This is a genomic window from Streptomyces sp. SID12501, from assembly GCF_010550245.1.
Taxonomy (GTDB): domain Bacteria; phylum Actinomycetota; class Actinomycetes; order Streptomycetales; family Streptomycetaceae; genus Streptomyces.
The window spans coordinates 66,662-81,701 of sequence record NZ_JAAGLU010000021.1 but is presented as its reverse complement, the minus strand read 5'-3'; the positions used below and the strand labels follow the sequence as shown (position 1 = coordinate 81,701).

The 15,040-nt window shown below is 71.0% G+C and carries 14 protein-coding genes; 4 read left to right on the top strand and 10 right to left on the bottom strand.

Going from position 1 to position 15,040, the window contains the following annotated elements:
- The first annotated feature begins 8 nt into the window (after positions 1-8).
- Together G3I71_RS25040 and G3I71_RS25035 are read left to right on the top strand one after the other, a co-directional pair.
- Positions 9-995 carry a WD40 repeat domain-containing protein gene (locus tag G3I71_RS25040; protein ID WP_164317470.1) on the top strand — a complete coding sequence of 329 codons (987 nt, stop codon included), beginning with the start codon at positions 9-11 and terminating at the stop codon, positions 993-995.
- A gap of 229 nt (positions 996-1,224) precedes the next feature.
- Positions 1,225-2,787 (top strand): cellulase family glycosylhydrolase, encoded by a 1,563-nt coding sequence (locus G3I71_RS25035; RefSeq protein ID WP_164317468.1) that lies wholly within the window; start codon positions 1,225-1,227, stop codon positions 2,785-2,787.
- 78 nt (positions 2,788-2,865) lie between these two features.
- Here the strand turns inward: G3I71_RS25035 and G3I71_RS25030 are convergent, their stop codons facing one another.
- The 7 genes from G3I71_RS25030 to G3I71_RS25000 all read right to left on the bottom strand — a co-directional run bounded on the left by G3I71_RS25030 (position 2,866) and on the right by G3I71_RS25000 (position 9,599).
- Positions 2,866-3,291, bottom strand: coding sequence for a hypothetical protein (locus tag G3I71_RS25030; RefSeq protein ID WP_343243071.1), 426 nt, complete (start codon positions 3,289-3,291; stop codon positions 2,866-2,868).
- 303 nt (positions 3,292-3,594) lie between these two features.
- On the bottom strand, positions 3,595-4,713 hold the full coding sequence (gene serC, locus G3I71_RS25025; RefSeq protein WP_164317466.1) for a phosphoserine transaminase: 1,119 nt from the start codon (positions 4,711-4,713) through the stop codon (positions 3,595-3,597).
- A gap of 196 nt (positions 4,714-4,909) precedes the next feature.
- Positions 4,910-6,118, bottom strand: coding sequence for a cytochrome P450 (locus G3I71_RS25020; RefSeq protein WP_164317464.1), 1,209 nt, complete (start codon positions 6,116-6,118; stop codon positions 4,910-4,912).
- Positions 6,115-6,777, bottom strand: coding sequence for an ATP/GTP-binding protein (locus G3I71_RS25015; protein WP_203731266.1), 663 nt, complete (start codon positions 6,775-6,777; stop codon positions 6,115-6,117). Before G3I71_RS25015 ends, G3I71_RS25020 begins: the two co-directional genes overlap by 4 nt.
- A complete protein-coding gene (locus tag G3I71_RS25010) occupies positions 6,758-7,153 on the bottom strand; it encodes a DUF742 domain-containing protein (RefSeq protein WP_164317462.1) in 396 nt (131 codons plus the stop codon). Before G3I71_RS25010 ends, G3I71_RS25015 begins: the two co-directional genes overlap by 20 nt.
- Positions 7,150-7,605 (bottom strand): roadblock/LC7 domain-containing protein, encoded by a 456-nt coding sequence (locus tag G3I71_RS25005; RefSeq protein WP_164317460.1) that lies wholly within the window; start codon positions 7,603-7,605, stop codon positions 7,150-7,152. The genes G3I71_RS25010 and G3I71_RS25005 overlap by 4 nt, the downstream gene beginning before the upstream one ends.
- Entirely contained in the window at positions 7,602-9,599 is a 1,998-nt protein-coding gene (locus tag G3I71_RS25000; RefSeq protein WP_164317458.1) for an ATP-binding protein, read from the bottom strand. The genes G3I71_RS25005 and G3I71_RS25000 overlap by 4 nt, the downstream gene beginning before the upstream one ends.
- Before the next feature lie 266 nt (positions 9,600-9,865).
- Between G3I71_RS25000 and G3I71_RS24995 the strand changes: the two genes are divergently transcribed.
- Both G3I71_RS24995 and G3I71_RS24990 read left to right on the top strand, forming a co-directional pair.
- A complete protein-coding gene (locus G3I71_RS24995; protein WP_164317456.1) occupies positions 9,866-12,727 on the top strand; it encodes an FAD-binding and (Fe-S)-binding domain-containing protein in 2,862 nt (953 codons plus the stop codon).
- Positions 12,724-13,503: a metallophosphoesterase gene (locus tag G3I71_RS24990; protein WP_164317455.1), complete on the top strand. Its 780-nt coding sequence runs from the start codon at positions 12,724-12,726 to the stop codon at positions 13,501-13,503. The genes G3I71_RS24995 and G3I71_RS24990 overlap by 4 nt, the downstream gene beginning before the upstream one ends.
- A gap of 131 nt (positions 13,504-13,634) precedes the next feature.
- On the opposite strand, the gene G3I71_RS24985 is transcribed toward G3I71_RS24990, so the two are convergent.
- The 3 genes from G3I71_RS24985 to G3I71_RS24975 all read right to left on the bottom strand — a co-directional run bounded on the left by G3I71_RS24985 (position 13,635) and on the right by G3I71_RS24975 (position 15,016).
- A complete protein-coding gene (locus tag G3I71_RS24985; RefSeq protein WP_164317453.1) occupies positions 13,635-14,234 on the bottom strand; it encodes a DinB family protein in 600 nt (199 codons plus the stop codon).
- Positions 14,235-14,390: 156 nt separating this feature from the next.
- Positions 14,391-14,705 carry a hypothetical protein gene (locus G3I71_RS24980; protein WP_164317451.1) on the bottom strand — a complete coding sequence of 105 codons (315 nt, stop codon included), beginning with the start codon at positions 14,703-14,705 and terminating at the stop codon, positions 14,391-14,393.
- Entirely contained in the window at positions 14,705-15,016 is a 312-nt protein-coding gene (locus tag G3I71_RS24975; protein WP_164317449.1) for a hypothetical protein, read from the bottom strand. Before G3I71_RS24975 ends, G3I71_RS24980 begins: the two co-directional genes overlap by 1 nt.
- Positions 15,017-15,040: the final 24 nt, after the last annotated feature.

Below are 15,040 nucleotides of genomic sequence, written 5' to 3'. Positions count from 1 at the left end.
TTGAGGGCATGCGCCGATCGCTCGCCCTCCTCGCCGGGGGCCTACTCGTCGGGGCGCTCGCCGCGCCCGCCTCCGCTGCCGATGGTGACCAGGACTTCACCATCAAGGACCCGCGGATCACCGAGTCCAGCGGTCTCGCCGCGTCCCGTCAGCACCCGGGCATCTACTGGACCCACAACGACAGTGACGACGGCGCCTTCCTGTACGCGATCGACAGCGCGACCGGGCGGACCGTCGCCACCGTCACCATGACCGGCGTGGGCACGCCCCGTGACATCGAGGCCATCTCCATCGGGCCGGACAACCAGATCTACGTCGGCGACATCGGCGACAACGATGGTGTGACCTGGGATTATGTGTGGGTCTATCGGCTCACCGAGCCCAAGGTGCTGGGGAACCGGACGATCCGTGCCACGCAGTACGTCGTGAAGTACTCGGACGGTTCGCGCGACGCCGAGTCCCTCGTCGTGCATCCGAAGACCGGGCGCGTCTACATCATCGACAAGCAGGAGGACGGCGGTCATCTGTACGCCGGCCCGGCCAAGCTCTCCTCCTCCGGCGCCAACGTCTTCCGGCCCGTCGCCGCCGTCGACATGTGGGCCACCGACGCCGCCTTCTCGCCCGACGGGCAGCAGTTGGCCGTACGGGGGTACTTCGGGGGTGTCTCCTACGCCTGGAACGGCGGCAAGTTGAAGCGGCAGGGGCAGCTCGACGTGCCGTTGCAGCAGCAGGGGGAGTCGGTCACGTACAGCCGTGACGGGTCCAGGATCATGTACGGGAGCGAGGGCGCCGAGAGCGGGGTCGAGGCCGAGGACGCTCCTTCGTACGGCAAGTCCGGTGACTCCGACTCGGCTTCCGGCAACGGGAGTTCGGCCTCGGGAGGCGAGGGCGGCGGGGGCTCGGAGGGGAACGTGAAGACCGGGGCCATCGCTGTCGGGGTGCTCTTCGTCGCCTATCTCGGGCTGAAGCGGCTTCGGCGCCGGCCGTCGTCGTGATCGTCCCGCGGTCGTCCCGGCGGCCGTTCCCGCGAGCTGAGCCGCCGGCCGCCGAGTTGCTCAGCCGCTGAGCTGCCGCGCGCGCCGGACGGTTGCTGAAGGGCTTGCGCATTCCGGAGTGCCGCGAGTATTGACGTGCGCATGTTGTGTCAGTTTCCTGGGAGGTGCGCGGTGTGTGGGAGCGCTCCCATCGATTCCGGGGCCGCGCCTCCCGAGAGGAACGAGCGACATGTTCCGCTTCCCCGACCTCCCCGACCTCCGCGGCTGGCGAAGAGCGCTGTGTTCTGTGGCCGCCGTACTCCTGCTACCGCTGGGAGCCGGTGTGCAGGCCGCCCACGCGGCGGACGCCGATACGGCTGACGTCAGCGCGGCAGCCGCCGGCGCCGGCTACTGGCACACCAGCGGGCGTCAGATCCTGGACGCGGCCGGGCAGCCGGTCCGGATCGCCGGCATCAACTGGTTCGGCTTCGAGACCGGCAACTACGTGGTGCACGGCCTCTGGTCCCGCGACTACAAGAGCATGATCGACCAGATGAAGACGCTCGGCTACAACACCATCCGGCTGCCGTACAGCGACGACATCTTCAAGTCCTCGACCGTCCCCAACAGCATCGACTTCAGCAGCGGCAAGAACGCCGACCTGCAGGGTCTGAACTCCCTCCAGATCATGGACAAGCTGGTCGCGTACGCCGGCCAGGACGGACTCAAGGTCATCCTGGACCGGCACCGCCCGGACGCGGGCGGGCAGTCGGCGCTCTGGTACACCTCGGCGGTGCCCGAGTCGACATGGATCGCCAACCTGAAGGCGCTGGCGACGCGTTACTCCGGCCAGGACGCGGTCATCGGCATCGACCTGCACAACGAGCCGCACGATCCGGCCTGTTGGGGCTGCGGTGACACGACGAAGGACTGGCGGCTGGCGGCGCAGCGGGCGGGCAACGCGGTGCTGTCGGTCAATCCGCAGCTGCTCGTGTTCGTGGAGGGTGTGCAGACGTTCAACGGGGTCTCCGGCTGGTGGGGCGGCAACCTGATGGGGGTCGCGCAGTATCCGGTGCAGCTGGATGTGGCGAACCGGGTGGTGTACTCGGCCCACGACTACGCGACGAGCGTGGCCCAGCAGAGCTGGTTCAGTGATCCCTCGTTCCCCGCCAACATGCCTGGGATCTGGGACAAGTACTGGGGCTACATCTTCAAGCAGAACATCGCGCCGGTGTGGGTGGGGGAGTTCGGTACGACACTCCAGGCGACCGTGGACCAGCGTTGGCTGGCCGCGTTGGTCGACTATCTGCGGCCGACCGCGACCTACGGCTCGGACTCCTTCCACTGGACCTTCTGGTCCTGGAACCCCAACTCCGGTGACACGGGCGGGATTCTGAAGGACGACTGGCAGACGGTCGACACGGTGAAGGACGGGTACCTGGCGAGTATCAAGGCGCCTGGATTCCCGGGTAGTGGAACCGGCGGGGGAGGGGGTGGCGGTGGTGGCAGTACGGCGACCTGCGCCGCCACCTACACCGTCAGCAGCGACTGGGGCGGCGGGTTCAACGCCGAGGTGAAGGTCACCAATTCGGGGACGGTGGCGCTCAAGTCCTGGAAGGTCACGTGGACTTGGAGCGGTTCACAGGCGGTCACCAGCATGTGGAACGCCTCGTACACACAGAGCGGAGCGACGGTCACGGCGGTGAACGCGTCTCACAACGGGAGCGTGGCCGTGGGCAGTTCGGCGAGCTTCGGGTTCGGGGGAGCGCCGGGGGGTGGGGGTGTGCCGGTGGTGAGCTGTACGGCGACGTGAGGCGCTGAGGGTACGTGGATATGTGGATATGAGGACGGGGCGCCTGGTGTTGTCCGGGCGCCCCCGCGGGACACTTCGTCAGCCGGTCACATCATCGCCCGGACCAGGCGGGGAGTCCGTGCGCCGCTGCCGGGCCATGCCGATCGCCACCACAACCGCGATCACCAGGAAGAGCAGTGCGCCGGCGCCCGACATCACCAGCCCAACAGCTGCTCCGCCGCCGTCGACGTCCTCTTCGCGGGCGACCACCTGTGGATCGTCCGCCTGGTATCGGACGGTCAGTGGAGTGCCGGCAGAGTCCTTGCCGCCGCCGCTGCCCACCGGCAGGTCCGCGACCACGGTCCGCCCACCGGCCTCGAACCTGACCTGGCATTGACCGATCACGCACGAGCCGCTCGTGTGCAGGGTCGCATGAGCCCGCTCGCCGTCCTGGAGGGAGCGTAGGTGCTGGGCTGCCGGATACATCACCAGTGCCGAACACCCGCCCAGTAGCAGCGCGAGCACCAGAAGTATCAGGAGGGACGTACGGGGTCTCAAGCCACCTACGGCCGTGCTCTGCCGGGTTGCGCCGGGTGCGCCCGCTTTCGATGTGCCGTCCACGTCTCTCGCCTCCGTTTCGGTGGTGTGCCTGTGGCTCCCACGTGGCCCCCCACTCCGTGTCCGTGCTGCAGGACAGGCTAACCAGCGAGACGGGTCGGCATCGCGGTTGCTCCGAGAACGAGCTGGGGCGCCCGGTACTTACCGGGCGCCCCAGCTGCGTACGTGCTCTGGTACGGGAACATGGGAGTACGGGAATACGCGAAGCGGTTACAGCTTCTCGATCACGTAGTCGATGCACTTCGTCAGCGCCTCGACGTCCGTCGGGTCGATCGCCGGGAACATCGCCACGCGGAGCTGGTTGCGGCCGAGCTTGCGGTAGGGCTCGGTGTCGACGATGCCGTTGGCGCGCAGGACCTTGGCGACCGCGGCGGCGTCGACCTCGTCCGTGAAGTCGATCGTGCCGATGACCGCCGAGCGTTTGGCCGGGTCGGTGACGAACGGGTTCGCGTACTTGACGTCCTCGGCCCAGCCGTACAGCGTGCGGGCCGAGGTGGCGGTGCGGCGCACGGCCCAGTCCAGGCCGCCCTGGCCGTTGATCCACTCCAACTGCTCGTTGAGGAGGAACAGGGTGGAGAGGGCCGGGGTGTTGTACGTCTGGTTCTTGCGCGAGTTGTCGATCGCCGTCGGGAGCGAGAAGAACTCCGGTACGTGGCGTCCGCTCGCGTGGATGCGCTCGGCGCGCTCGATCGCGGCCGGGGAGAACGCGGCGAGCCAGAGGCCGCCGTCCGCCGCGAAGGACTTCTGCGGGGCGAAGTAGTAGACGTCGGTCTCGGCGATGTCCACGGGCAGGCCGCCGGCGCCGGACGTGGCGTCCACGAGGACGAGGGAGCCCTCGTCGGCGCCCGGTACGCGCTTGATGGGCGCGGCGACACCGGTGGACGTCTCGTTGTGGGTGAAGGCGTAGACGTCGACGCCCGCCTCGGCCGCCGGGTCCGGGTGGGTGCCCGGGTCCGAGGAGAGGACGGTCGGGTCGGCGAGCCAGGGGGCGAGCTTGGCGGCCTTCGCGAACTTCGAGCTGAACTCACCGAAGGTGAGGTGCTGCGACTTGTTCTCGATCAGACCGTGCGTCGCGACGTCCCAGAACGCGGTGGAGCCGCCGTTGCCGAGGATCACCTCGTAGCCGTCGGGGAGCTGGAACAGGGAGGAGATGCCCTCGCGTACCTTGCCGACCAGGTTCTTGACCGGGGCCTGGCGGTGAGAGGTACCGAGGAGAGAGCTACCGGTTGCGGCCAGCGCGTCCAGCGCTTCCGTCCGCACCTTGGAGGGGCCCGCGCCGAAACGTCCGTCGGCGGGCTTGATGTCAGCGGGAATCTGGATCTCAGCCACGGGGGGAGCGTAGCCGTTCCGGGAAACGTGGACGAAACGTGGTCCGTCCGGTGAGACGCGCTCCGCGGGTTTGGCGGGGGTTGGGGGGCGCCCGTCTCTGGGGGCTGCGCCCCCAGGCCCCCCTTTCGCGCTGAAGGCGCTCGTCCTCAAACGCCGGACGGGCTGAAATGCAGCAAGCGTCGGACGGGTTGAAGAGTCAGCCCCTCAGTGTCGGCGTGAACCGCACCGGGAGTTCTGTCAGGCCCCGGAGCCAGGGGGACGCGCGGCGGGTCAGAGTCTCGGCCGGGACTGCCAGGTCGATGTCCGGGAGGCGGTCCAGGACGACCTCGATGCCCGTCCTCGCGATGACCTCCGCGACCTCCTGCGCCGGGAACGGGCACCGGTGTTCGCCGTGTCCGAAGGAGAAGTGGGCGTTGTTGCCGCCGGTGAGGGCGGAGCCGTCGGTGCGGACCTGGGGGTCGGAGTTGGCGGCCTGGAGGCCGAGGAGGAGCAGGTCGCCGGTACGGATGTGCCGGCCGCCCAGGCGGGTGTCGCGGGACGCCCAGCGGCCGGGCATGGTCTGCACGGGCGCGTCCTCCCACAGGACCTCGTTCATCGCCTCGGCGACACTGCTGCGGCCACCGAAGAGGGAGGCCGCGAACCGCTCGTCCGTGAGCATCAGGCGCAGCGAGTTGCCCATCCAGTCGGCGGTCGGGTCGTTCCCCGCCGCGATCATGATCATCAGGTCGTGGGCGACCTCCTCGTCCGTGAAGCCGTACGGGTTCGCGAGCATCCGCGAGACCACGTCGTCCGAGGGCCGCAGCCTGCGGGCGGCCAGCAGCCGGCCCATCGACTCGATCAGGTGCTGCTGGCCCGCCATGCCGGTCTCCAGGCCGTCGGTCATGGCGAGCGCCGCGGAGACCAGGGCCGGCCCGTCCTCGTCGGCGAAACCGAAGAGGCGGGCCATGACGCGTACCGGCAGCAGCATCGCGTACTCCTTGACGAGGTCCGCCTCGCCCCGGGCGCAGATCGCGTCGATCAGCTCGTCCGCGAACTTCTCGGTGTACGACCGCAGTTCGACCGGATCGGCCTCCTCCAGCGCGTTGCCGATCATCGCGGCGCGCTCGCGGTGGCGTTCGCCGACGGTGTAGAGGATCGAGGGCTGCCCGCGGCCGATCATCGGCAGGTGCGGCCAGTCGGCGGGGATCTTCTCCCACTGGTTCCACAGCTCCGAGTCCCGGCTGAACAGCACGGAGTCGCCGGTGACTTGATGCAGTTCGCGGTAGCCGAGCACCAGCCACGCGGGTACGTCCCCGTCGAGCAGCACCGGTGTCACCGGACCGTGGTCGCGCCGCATCTCCCGGTACAGCCGGTCGGGTTCGGTCCGCAGCCGGGAACCGTTGAGGGGGACATGGGCGGCGGTCACCGGGGCAACTCCTCGTAAGGGGCGGGCACTTGAGCATCGTACGAACGCCGGTAACGGTGTTTGGCGTGTTCCACGAGTGCGATCAGCACCCGCTTGCTAGAACTCCGTGCGCGCGCGTCGCAGTGTATGAGGGGTACGTCGGGGTCGAGGTCGAGCGCGTCGCGGATGGCCTGCGGGGCGAAGTCGGGGCCCCCGAAGTCGTTGCGGGCGACGACGAACGGTGTGCCGTGCCGTTCGAGGCGGTCGATGGCGTACCAGGAGTCGTCGAGACGGCGGGTGTCGACGAGGACGACCGCGCCGAGCGCGCCGCTGAACAGCCGGTCCCAGAGGAACCAGAAGCGTTCCTGGCCCGGCGCCCCGAAGAGGTACAGCACGTTGCGGGCGTCGAGCGTGATGCGGCCGAAGTCGAAGGCGACGGTCGTGGCGTTCTTGTCCCGCACCGCGCTGACGTCGTCGACGGTCTCGCCGGCCCGCGTCATCGTCTCCTCGGTACTGAGCGGACGTATCTCGCTGACCGAACGGACGAGCGTCGTCTTGCCGGCGCCGAAGCCGCCGACGACCACGATCTTCAGGCCGTTGTCGGCGGAGGCGCGCAGCGGTGGCCGTGGGTCGGCTTCGGGGTCGGCGCCTTCGGCCGGGTCAGAGGTTGCGGAGTCCAACGAGCACCTGTTCCAGGATGTCGGGGTCGGTAATGGCGGTCCGGCGCGGATGGCGGGCACTGACGCGGCCCGCGGCGAGGAGGTCGGCGAGCAGGACCCTGGTGATGCCCACCGGCAGCCGCAGCACGGCGGCGACCTCCACCACCGCCGTGGGACGCTCCGTGAGCCGCAGGATCGCCGCGTGCTCGGACTGCATCCCCGGCACCGGATCGCACTCGGCGACGACCAGCGTCACCAGGTCGAACGGGTTGTCGGGCGCGGCGCGGCTGCGTCCTCCGGTGAGGGTGTAGAGCCGGTCCGGAGAATCGTCCCTTCCCGGACGGTTCCCCGGTTGTCCCGCAGGTCGTGCCCCCGTTTGTCCCCCCGGACCATTCATGCCGTACGGGGTTGGGCTGTCCGGAGTTGGGCTGTTCGGGGTTGGGCGCGCAGGTGTTCCCCGAGCTGTTCGACGAGTTCGCTCATGTTGTGGCCGACGAGCCCGGTGTCCGCGTCCTCGGCGGTGACGACGGCGAGGTGCGCGCCCTGACCGGCCTCGACGATGAACAGCACGCCGCCGTAGAACTCGGTCATCGCGGTGCGCACTCCTCCGCTGCCGTCCCCGAACTCCACGGACGCGCCGTGCGACAGCGACTGGATGCCGGCGGCGATCGCGGCGAGCTGGTCCGCCTGGTCGACTGACAGCTCCGGCGTACGGCACAGCTTCAGGCCGTCCCGGGAGAGCACGAGCGCGTGCCGGGCGCCAGGGGTGCGCTCCAGCAGGCCCTCGATGAGCCAGGTCAGCTTGTCGTCGGCGGTCGTCGGTCCGGGGCCGAGGCCAGTGCCGGTCATGGGGTGGGGTCGCCTTCCGGGTGGGAGGTGGTGGGGGGTGAGGTGGCGGGCGTTGCCGGCGCGGCTTCCGCCGGGGGCACGGAGGCCTGCGCGGAGGCAGCGGAGGGTGCGGGTGCCGGCTCCGGGCCGGTGCTGCCCTGGAGGGCCGCCTGATCGGGCACGGTGCCGCGCACGGCCTGCCGGAAGGTCCCGAAGCGGGCCACACGTTCGCGCGTGTCGTCGGGATCGGGCGGCGCGAGGGGGATCGAGAACCTCGGCGCGTCGGCCCCCGCGCCGCCGCGGGCGCGCTCGGCCTCGGCGAGCGTACGGCCCCGGCGCCGCTGCGGCAGCTCGCCGGGGGGCACCTCCGCGGTGTGGCTCTCCGGGGGCTCCGATGCGAGGTCGGGGGACTCGTGGGTCGGTACGGGGTCCGGGTCCAGGTCGCTGACGGCGGCGCGGGCGGCTGTGTACGACTGCTCCGCGTAGGACTGTTCCGTGTACGACGGCTCCGCGTACGGCTCCTGCGCGTACTGCTCCTCACGCGCGTACGACTGCTCCCGCGCGGAGGGCGTGTCCGCGTACGGCTCCTCCGGGTACGGCCATTCCACGTGGCCCTTTTGCGCGTACGACGCCTGCGGGTGCTGTTCCTGTTCCTGCTCCCCGGACCGGGCCTCCCAGGGTTCGCCGGGTGTGGGCGCCGGGGCCGCGGGTGCCTCCGGTACGGGCTGTGCCGCCGGTCGCGCCGTCTGTGCCGGCGTTGGCGGCGGTGGTGGCATCGGCATGGGCAGCGGCTCCGCCGCCACCGTGCTCCCGGCCAGGATGTCCTGCGGGATGAGCACCAGGACGCCGGTGCCGCCGCGTGCCGAGGGGCGGAAGGAGACCTTGAGGCCGTACTTGCGGGCGAGCCGTCCGACGACGGTGAGGCCGAGGCGGGTGCCGGTGAGGCCGCCGAGCCCCACGCCTTGGGAGTTCCTCCCGTTGCCCTTGGCGTCGCTCTTTCCGTCCTCCCCGGAGACGGCCCGTTCGGCGCGGCGCAGCTGTACGTCGCTCATGACCAGGCCGCTGTCCTCCACGGAGACGATGACCCCGGCGGGGACCTCCTCGACGTACACGTGGACCTCGGCGGTCGGCGGCGAGAAGTTCGCGGCGTTGTCGAGGAGTTCGGCCAGCGCGTGCATCACACCCTCGGCGGCGTGTCCGGCGACGGCGGCGGCGCTGGCGGAGTGCACGCGCACGCGTTGGTACCCGCTGATGCGGCCCATGGCACCGCGCAGGATCGACTCCATGCCGATCGGGCGGGCCCAGCGGCGGCCCGAACGGGCGCCCGAGAGGACGGCGATCGAGTCGGCGAGGCGGCCCGCCTGGGCGGTGCGGTGGTCCAGGTGGAGGAGGTCGGCGACGACGTCCTCGTCCGTGTGCCTGTCCTCCATGGCGCGCAGGTCGGCCAGGGTGCTGGTGGCCAGCGCCTGCATACGGCCGGCCGCGTTGGCGGTGGCCGCGAGGGCCGCCGCACGCTCCTGCCTGGCCCGGCGCAGTTCCTCGGTCAGGCGGACGTTGTCCTCGGTGAGCTGGGTGATCTCGTAGGCCTTCTCCTGCTGGAGGCGGCTGAACTCCTGGGCGGAGGCATCGCCCAGGCGGGCGCGGTCGCGGGCGAGATCGGCGGACACGCGCGCGCGTTCCCGTTCGAGATCGGCGGCCGTTCCTGCCCGTACCTGGTTCAGCTCCTCGGTGAGGAGGGCGCGGTCGTGCAGCAGCCGACCGGCGTCGTCGATGACGGCCGTGAGCCGCCGGCCCGACAGACGGGCGGACCTGACGCCGTGGACGGCCACGGTGACGGCCGCGCACAGCAGCAGCGCGGCGACCGCTCCGCCCAGGGCGAGTGGGACGCGCACCTCGTCCGGCGCCCGGGCGACCCCGCCGGCCACCGCGGCGGCGGCGAGCGCGGCGGTGAGCAGCGGGGCGGGCAGGAGGGCGCGGTAGGCAGGGCGTTCGCCGGGTTGGCGGGGCGCGGTCATGAAAGGGTCCTTGGTCGGGTCCTCGGTCGGTTCCTGGGTCGGTTCCTCGGCTGAGTCCTCGGTGCTGCTGCCTGGCCCACGGGGCCCTGCGGGGTGACTGTGTGATCGGTTCGTGAGCGAGAGGTGACTAATGGTGCTCAACTCGCGGTAACTATAGGGGAATTAGTGATCGAATTGGCGGGGTTTCGGTTCGGTCCCCACAAACCGTCCACGTTTGCCGGGCCGCCCCGGCGGTCACTGTCAGTGGCGGGATGCATGCTGGGGGCATGACGGATCTTCGGCCGCTGGAGGCGGAACTGCGGGGGGCCGTCCGGGGCGAGGTCGGTTTCGACGTCACGTCCCGGGCGCTGACCACCATGGACGCGTCGAACTACCGGCGCGTCCCGCTGGGTGTGGTCGCCCCGCGCGACGCGGACGACGTGGCGGCGGCCCTCGCCGTCTGCAGGGCGCACGGCGTCCCGGTCGTGGCGCGCGGCGGGGGCACGTCGATCGCGGGTCAGGCGACCGGCACCGGGGTCGTTCTGGACTTCACACGGCATATGAACCACCTCCTCTCCCTCAACCACGAGGAACAGACCGCTGTCGTTCAGCCAGGGCTGGTTCTCGACCGCCTTCAGGAGGCCGCCGCCCCGCACGGCCTGCGTTTCGGCCCCGATCCGTCGACGCACGGCCGCTGCACGCTCGGCGGCATGATCGGCAACAACTCCTGCGGCGCGCACTCCGTCGCCTGGGGCACGACCGCGGACAGCGTGCGCGAGCTGACGGTGATCCGCGCGCGCGGCGACCGGCTCCGCCTGGGCAGGGACTGGGCGGGCGCCCCGGACGGCCTGCGACAGCTGGCGGAGGGCGAACTGGCCCGCCTGCGCACCGGCTTCCCGGACCTCCCCCGCCGTATCTCGGGGTACGCGCTGGACGCACTGCTGCCCGAGAAGGGCGCGGACGTCGCCCGCTCCTTCTGCGGCTCGGAAGGCACCCTGGGCATCGTCACGGAGGCGGTCGTCCGTCTGGTCGAGGCCCCGCGCGCGCGTGCGCTGGCCGTGCTGGCGTACGCGGACGAGAGCGCGGCGGCGGAGGCGGCGGCAGGCCTGCTGCCGTACGGCCCGCTGACGGTCGAGGGCATGGCCGCCGACCTGGTCCGCACCGGCACGGACCTTCCCCGGGGCGGCGCCTGGCTGTTCGTGGAGACGGGCGGCGCGAGCCCGGCGGAGGCACGCGCGCGTGCGGACGCGATCGTGCGCGCCGCGGACGTCACGAACGCCCTCGTGGTGTCCGACCCGGCCGGTCAACGCGCCCTGTGGCGTATCCGGGAGGACGCGAGCGGCACGGCGACGAGGATGCCCGACGGCACGGAGGCCTGGCCCGGCTGGGAGGACTGCGCGGTGCCGCCGCTCCGACTGGGCGCGTACCTGAGGGACTTCAGGGGGCTGTTGCGCGACCACGGGCTGCGCGGCACACCGTACGGCCACTTCGGCGACGGCTGCATCCACGTACGCATCGACTTCGACCTGGTGACGGCGCCGGGCGTGGCCCGCTTCCGCCGCTTCTCGGAGGACTTGGCGGAGCTGGTGGTGTCCCACGGCGGCTCGCTCTCGGGCGAACACGGCGACGGCCAGGCCCGCGCGGAACTCCTCCCGAAGATGTACGCCCCCGAGGTGATCGCCCTCTTCGAGCGCACGAAGGCCCTCTGGGACCCGGACGACCTCCTGAACCCCGGCATGCTGGTCCGCCCCGCCCGCCTGGACGAGAACCTCCGCTTCGCCGTCCTGCCCCGCGAGCCGGTGGACGTGGCCTTCGGCTACCCGGCGGACGGCGGGAACTTCGGGGCGGCGGTCAGCAGATGTGTGGGCGTGGCGAAGTGCCGTACGCCGGCAGTCGGCAAGGGCGGTTTTGGGGGCTCGGACGTGATGTGCCCGTCCTTCCGGGTGACGGGAGAGGAGGAGCACTCCACGCGCGGGCGCGCCCGGCTGCTGCACGAGATGCTCGCGGGCGAGGTGATCACCGACGGCTGGCGGTCGACGGAGGTCCGGGACGCGCTGGACCTGTGCCTGTCCTGCAAGGGCTGCCGCTCGGACTGCCCGGTCGGGGTCGACATGGCCACGTACAAGGCGGAGTTCCTCCACCACCACTGGGCCGGACGGCTGCGCCCGGCGGCGCACTACGCGATGGGCCGGCTGCCGGTGTGGCTGGGAGCCGTCGCTCGCACGCGCACGGCGCGCGTGCTCAACTCCCTCGCCTCGGTGGGCGCGTTGGCGGCACTGGCGAAACGGCTGGGCGGAATCGCACCCGAGCGGGAGATTCCGGCGGTGGCGAGGGAGACGTTCAGCCGGTGGTGGGGGAGGCGAGCAGCGGCTTCGCCTGCCAACGGTGGGCGTCCGCCGGTGGTCCTCTGGCCCGACACCTTCACGGAGCACCTGACGCCGTCGGTGGGACAGGCGGCCGTGCGGGTACTGGAGGCGGCGGGCCTGGAGGTGACGCTGCCTCCGACCGGGCGGACCCGCACCCGCACCCGCGCCCGGGTGTGCTGCGGACTGACGTACGTCTCGACCGGCCAACTGGACCGTGCCCGCACGGTGTTGCGCCGCACGCTCGACGCGATGGAACCGGTCCTGGACGTGGGCACCCCGGTGGTGGTCCTCGAACCGAGCTGCGCGGCAGCCCTCCGCGCCGACCTCCCGGAACTGCTGCACGACGACCCACGCGCACGACGCCTCGCGGACGCGGTCCTCACCTTCGCGGAGACCCTGGAACACCACGCCCCCGACTGGACCCCACCCCGCGTGGACCGCCCGGCGACCGGCCAGACCCACTGCCACCAGCACGCGGTACTGGGCGACGCGGCGGACCGCCGCCTGCGCGAGGCCGCGGGCCTGACGGGTGAACTGGCGGGCGGCTGCTGCGGCTTGGCCGGCAACTTCGGCTTCGAGAAGGGCCACTACGAGGTGTCGGCAGCCTGCGCGGAGGAGCACCTGCTGCCGGCGGTCCGGGAGGCGGGCGAGGGCGCGGTGGTGCTGGCGGACGGGTTCTCGTGCCGGACGCAGCTTCAGCAACTGGGCGGGGTGCGGGGGCGGCATCTGGCGGAGGTGCTGGCGAAGGAACTGGAACTGGAACTGGAAGGGGACGGGACATGAGCGGGACCGAGTTGAGCCGGGTGGCAGTTCTCTCCGACATCCACGGGGTGCTCCCGGCCCTGGAGGCGGTGCTCGCCGAGCCGGAGGTGGCCGCCGCGGAGCGCATCGTACTGACGGGGGACATCACGGCGGGCCCCCAGCCCACCGAGGTTCTCGCCCTCCTCCGGGACCAGGGCGACCGGGTGCTGTGGATCGCAGGGAACGCGGACCGGGAAATGGTCGAGTACCGACGAGGAGAACGGACGTCGATCCCCGACCCGCCGGCCCTCTTCGCCGCGGCCCGACTCACGCACAACGACGTCGAGTTCCTGGCAGCCCTGCCGACCTCCCTCACCCTCCCCGTCCGGGGGCTCGGCGATGTCCTCTTCTGTCACGCCACACCTCGCGACGACGAGGAGATCGTCCTGGTCGACTCCCGCCCCGACCGCTGGACAGAGGTCTTCGCGGACGTCCCCGAAACGGTCCGCACGGTGGTCTGCGGCCACACCCACATGCCGTACGTCCGCCTCGCGCACGGCCGTCTGGTCGTGAACCCCGGCAGCGTCGGTATGCCGTACGGCCGCCCGGGCGCCCACTGGTGCCTGCTCGGCCCAGGCACCGACCTGCGCGTGACGCGGTACGACATCCCGGCGGCGATCAACCGCCTCGTCGCGGAGTGCGCGTACCCGGAGATCGCGGAGTGGGCCGACTACTACCTGCACGCCCGGGCGACGGACGCGGAGGCGCTGGGAGCGTTCGGGGCGCGTGACGGGAGAGGGGCGGCGCCGACGGGTTGAGGAGGGTGAAGTCCGAGACCTTCGACCACTTCGGCCCGGCACTTCGAGACGCGGCGCGGCTGTGCCCAGGACCGGGGAAACGAGCCGGCGACATCTCGTATGCCCTGTCCGCCTCCATGCGGGATCAGCCGTTACCCGTTACCCGCTTCCCGTGCGACGCGCTCCAGCCGGCTCCGGTAGGTCTCCCACCAGGCCTGATCACCCGGTGGGATGTTGTCGCTGCTCTTCAATACCCCGACCGACCCGTCAATGAGCTCTCGCACGATATCGGCGTGCCCGGCGTGCCGGTTGGTGTCGGCGATCACGCGTACCAGGACGTGGTGCAGTGTCGTCTCTCGTCCTTCCTCCGGCCACCACGGGACGTGACCGATCGTGTCGAGTGACAGCAACGCGAAGGTGTTGTCCGAATGTTCCCAGGCCTGGCGGTAGAGGCCCACGATCTCGTCGCGTGACTCGTCCGCGGTGGCCCACATGTCGGCATTGGGTTCGGCGTCCTCCGTATACCACCAGGGTGGTGGCCCATCATCGAAGAACGGCCGCCCGAACGTGTCGCCGAAGTACCCCAACTCCACACCGGCGACGTGCTTGACCAGCCCCAAAAGGTTGGTGCCCGTGGGCGTCAGAGGACGTCGGACGTCGTATTCCGAGAGTCCGTCCAGCTTCCACAGCAGGGACTCACGAGCTTCTTGCAGATAGCGGAGAAGATTCGCCTTCGCATTGGGTTCGATCATGCTGGGCAGTCTCCCACCCGCCACTGACAACCGGCCCTGGGCAGCGGAACGGTTCCCGAAGTCACCGTGAACCATGATCGCGGAGAGCGGCACAGCCAAGGGGGGCCGGACGGCTCCGGGCCCCCGTCGACGGCATCAGGCCGGTGTCCCTTCGGCTCAGTTCAGTCGGCTCAACCGCTGCCCCCGGCTCTCGGCCACGCGAAGCGCGTCACGCAGGGCTTCCGTCAACCGCTCGGCGAGGAAACGCAGTTCACCGCGCGGAGTGTCCGGGAGCAGTTCGCGGGCGTGGGCGAGGAGTTCGGCGCCCATGCCGAGCTGGATCGACTCCGTCGCGTCGGCAAGGCGGGATACGGGGCCGCCGTGGTTGTCGCTGATCAGGTAGCAGGGTTTGCCTTCCTGGCCGGACCAGGGCAACAGGCGCGGCCCGTGGGGCAGTTCAGGGGTTTCCGTGGACTCTGGTTCCGCTCGCATCACGCGACCTCCATCCCGTGGATCCAGTACGGGCCGGGCATGTCGAGGCCCAGGGTGGCCATGGCCAACTCGCGTCGCCGCAACCGTTGTTCATGGGCGGTGAGGTACGGGCGTACGGACCTGGTGGCGGCGCCGTCGAGAGGGGCGCGGGCGTCCAGGCCGTACGGGCTGCGGTGGGCGGGGAGTGCGGGGTGGGTCGGGGGCGGACATGTGGGTGCGAAGAGGAAGGCCGGGCGGGTTCGGCGGTGCGTGCCGCGTGGGGTGAGCAGGGTGCACGCCCAGGCGATGAGGCGGTCGATAAGGTCGGTCACTGTCATCAGCTCCGTTCGGGATCG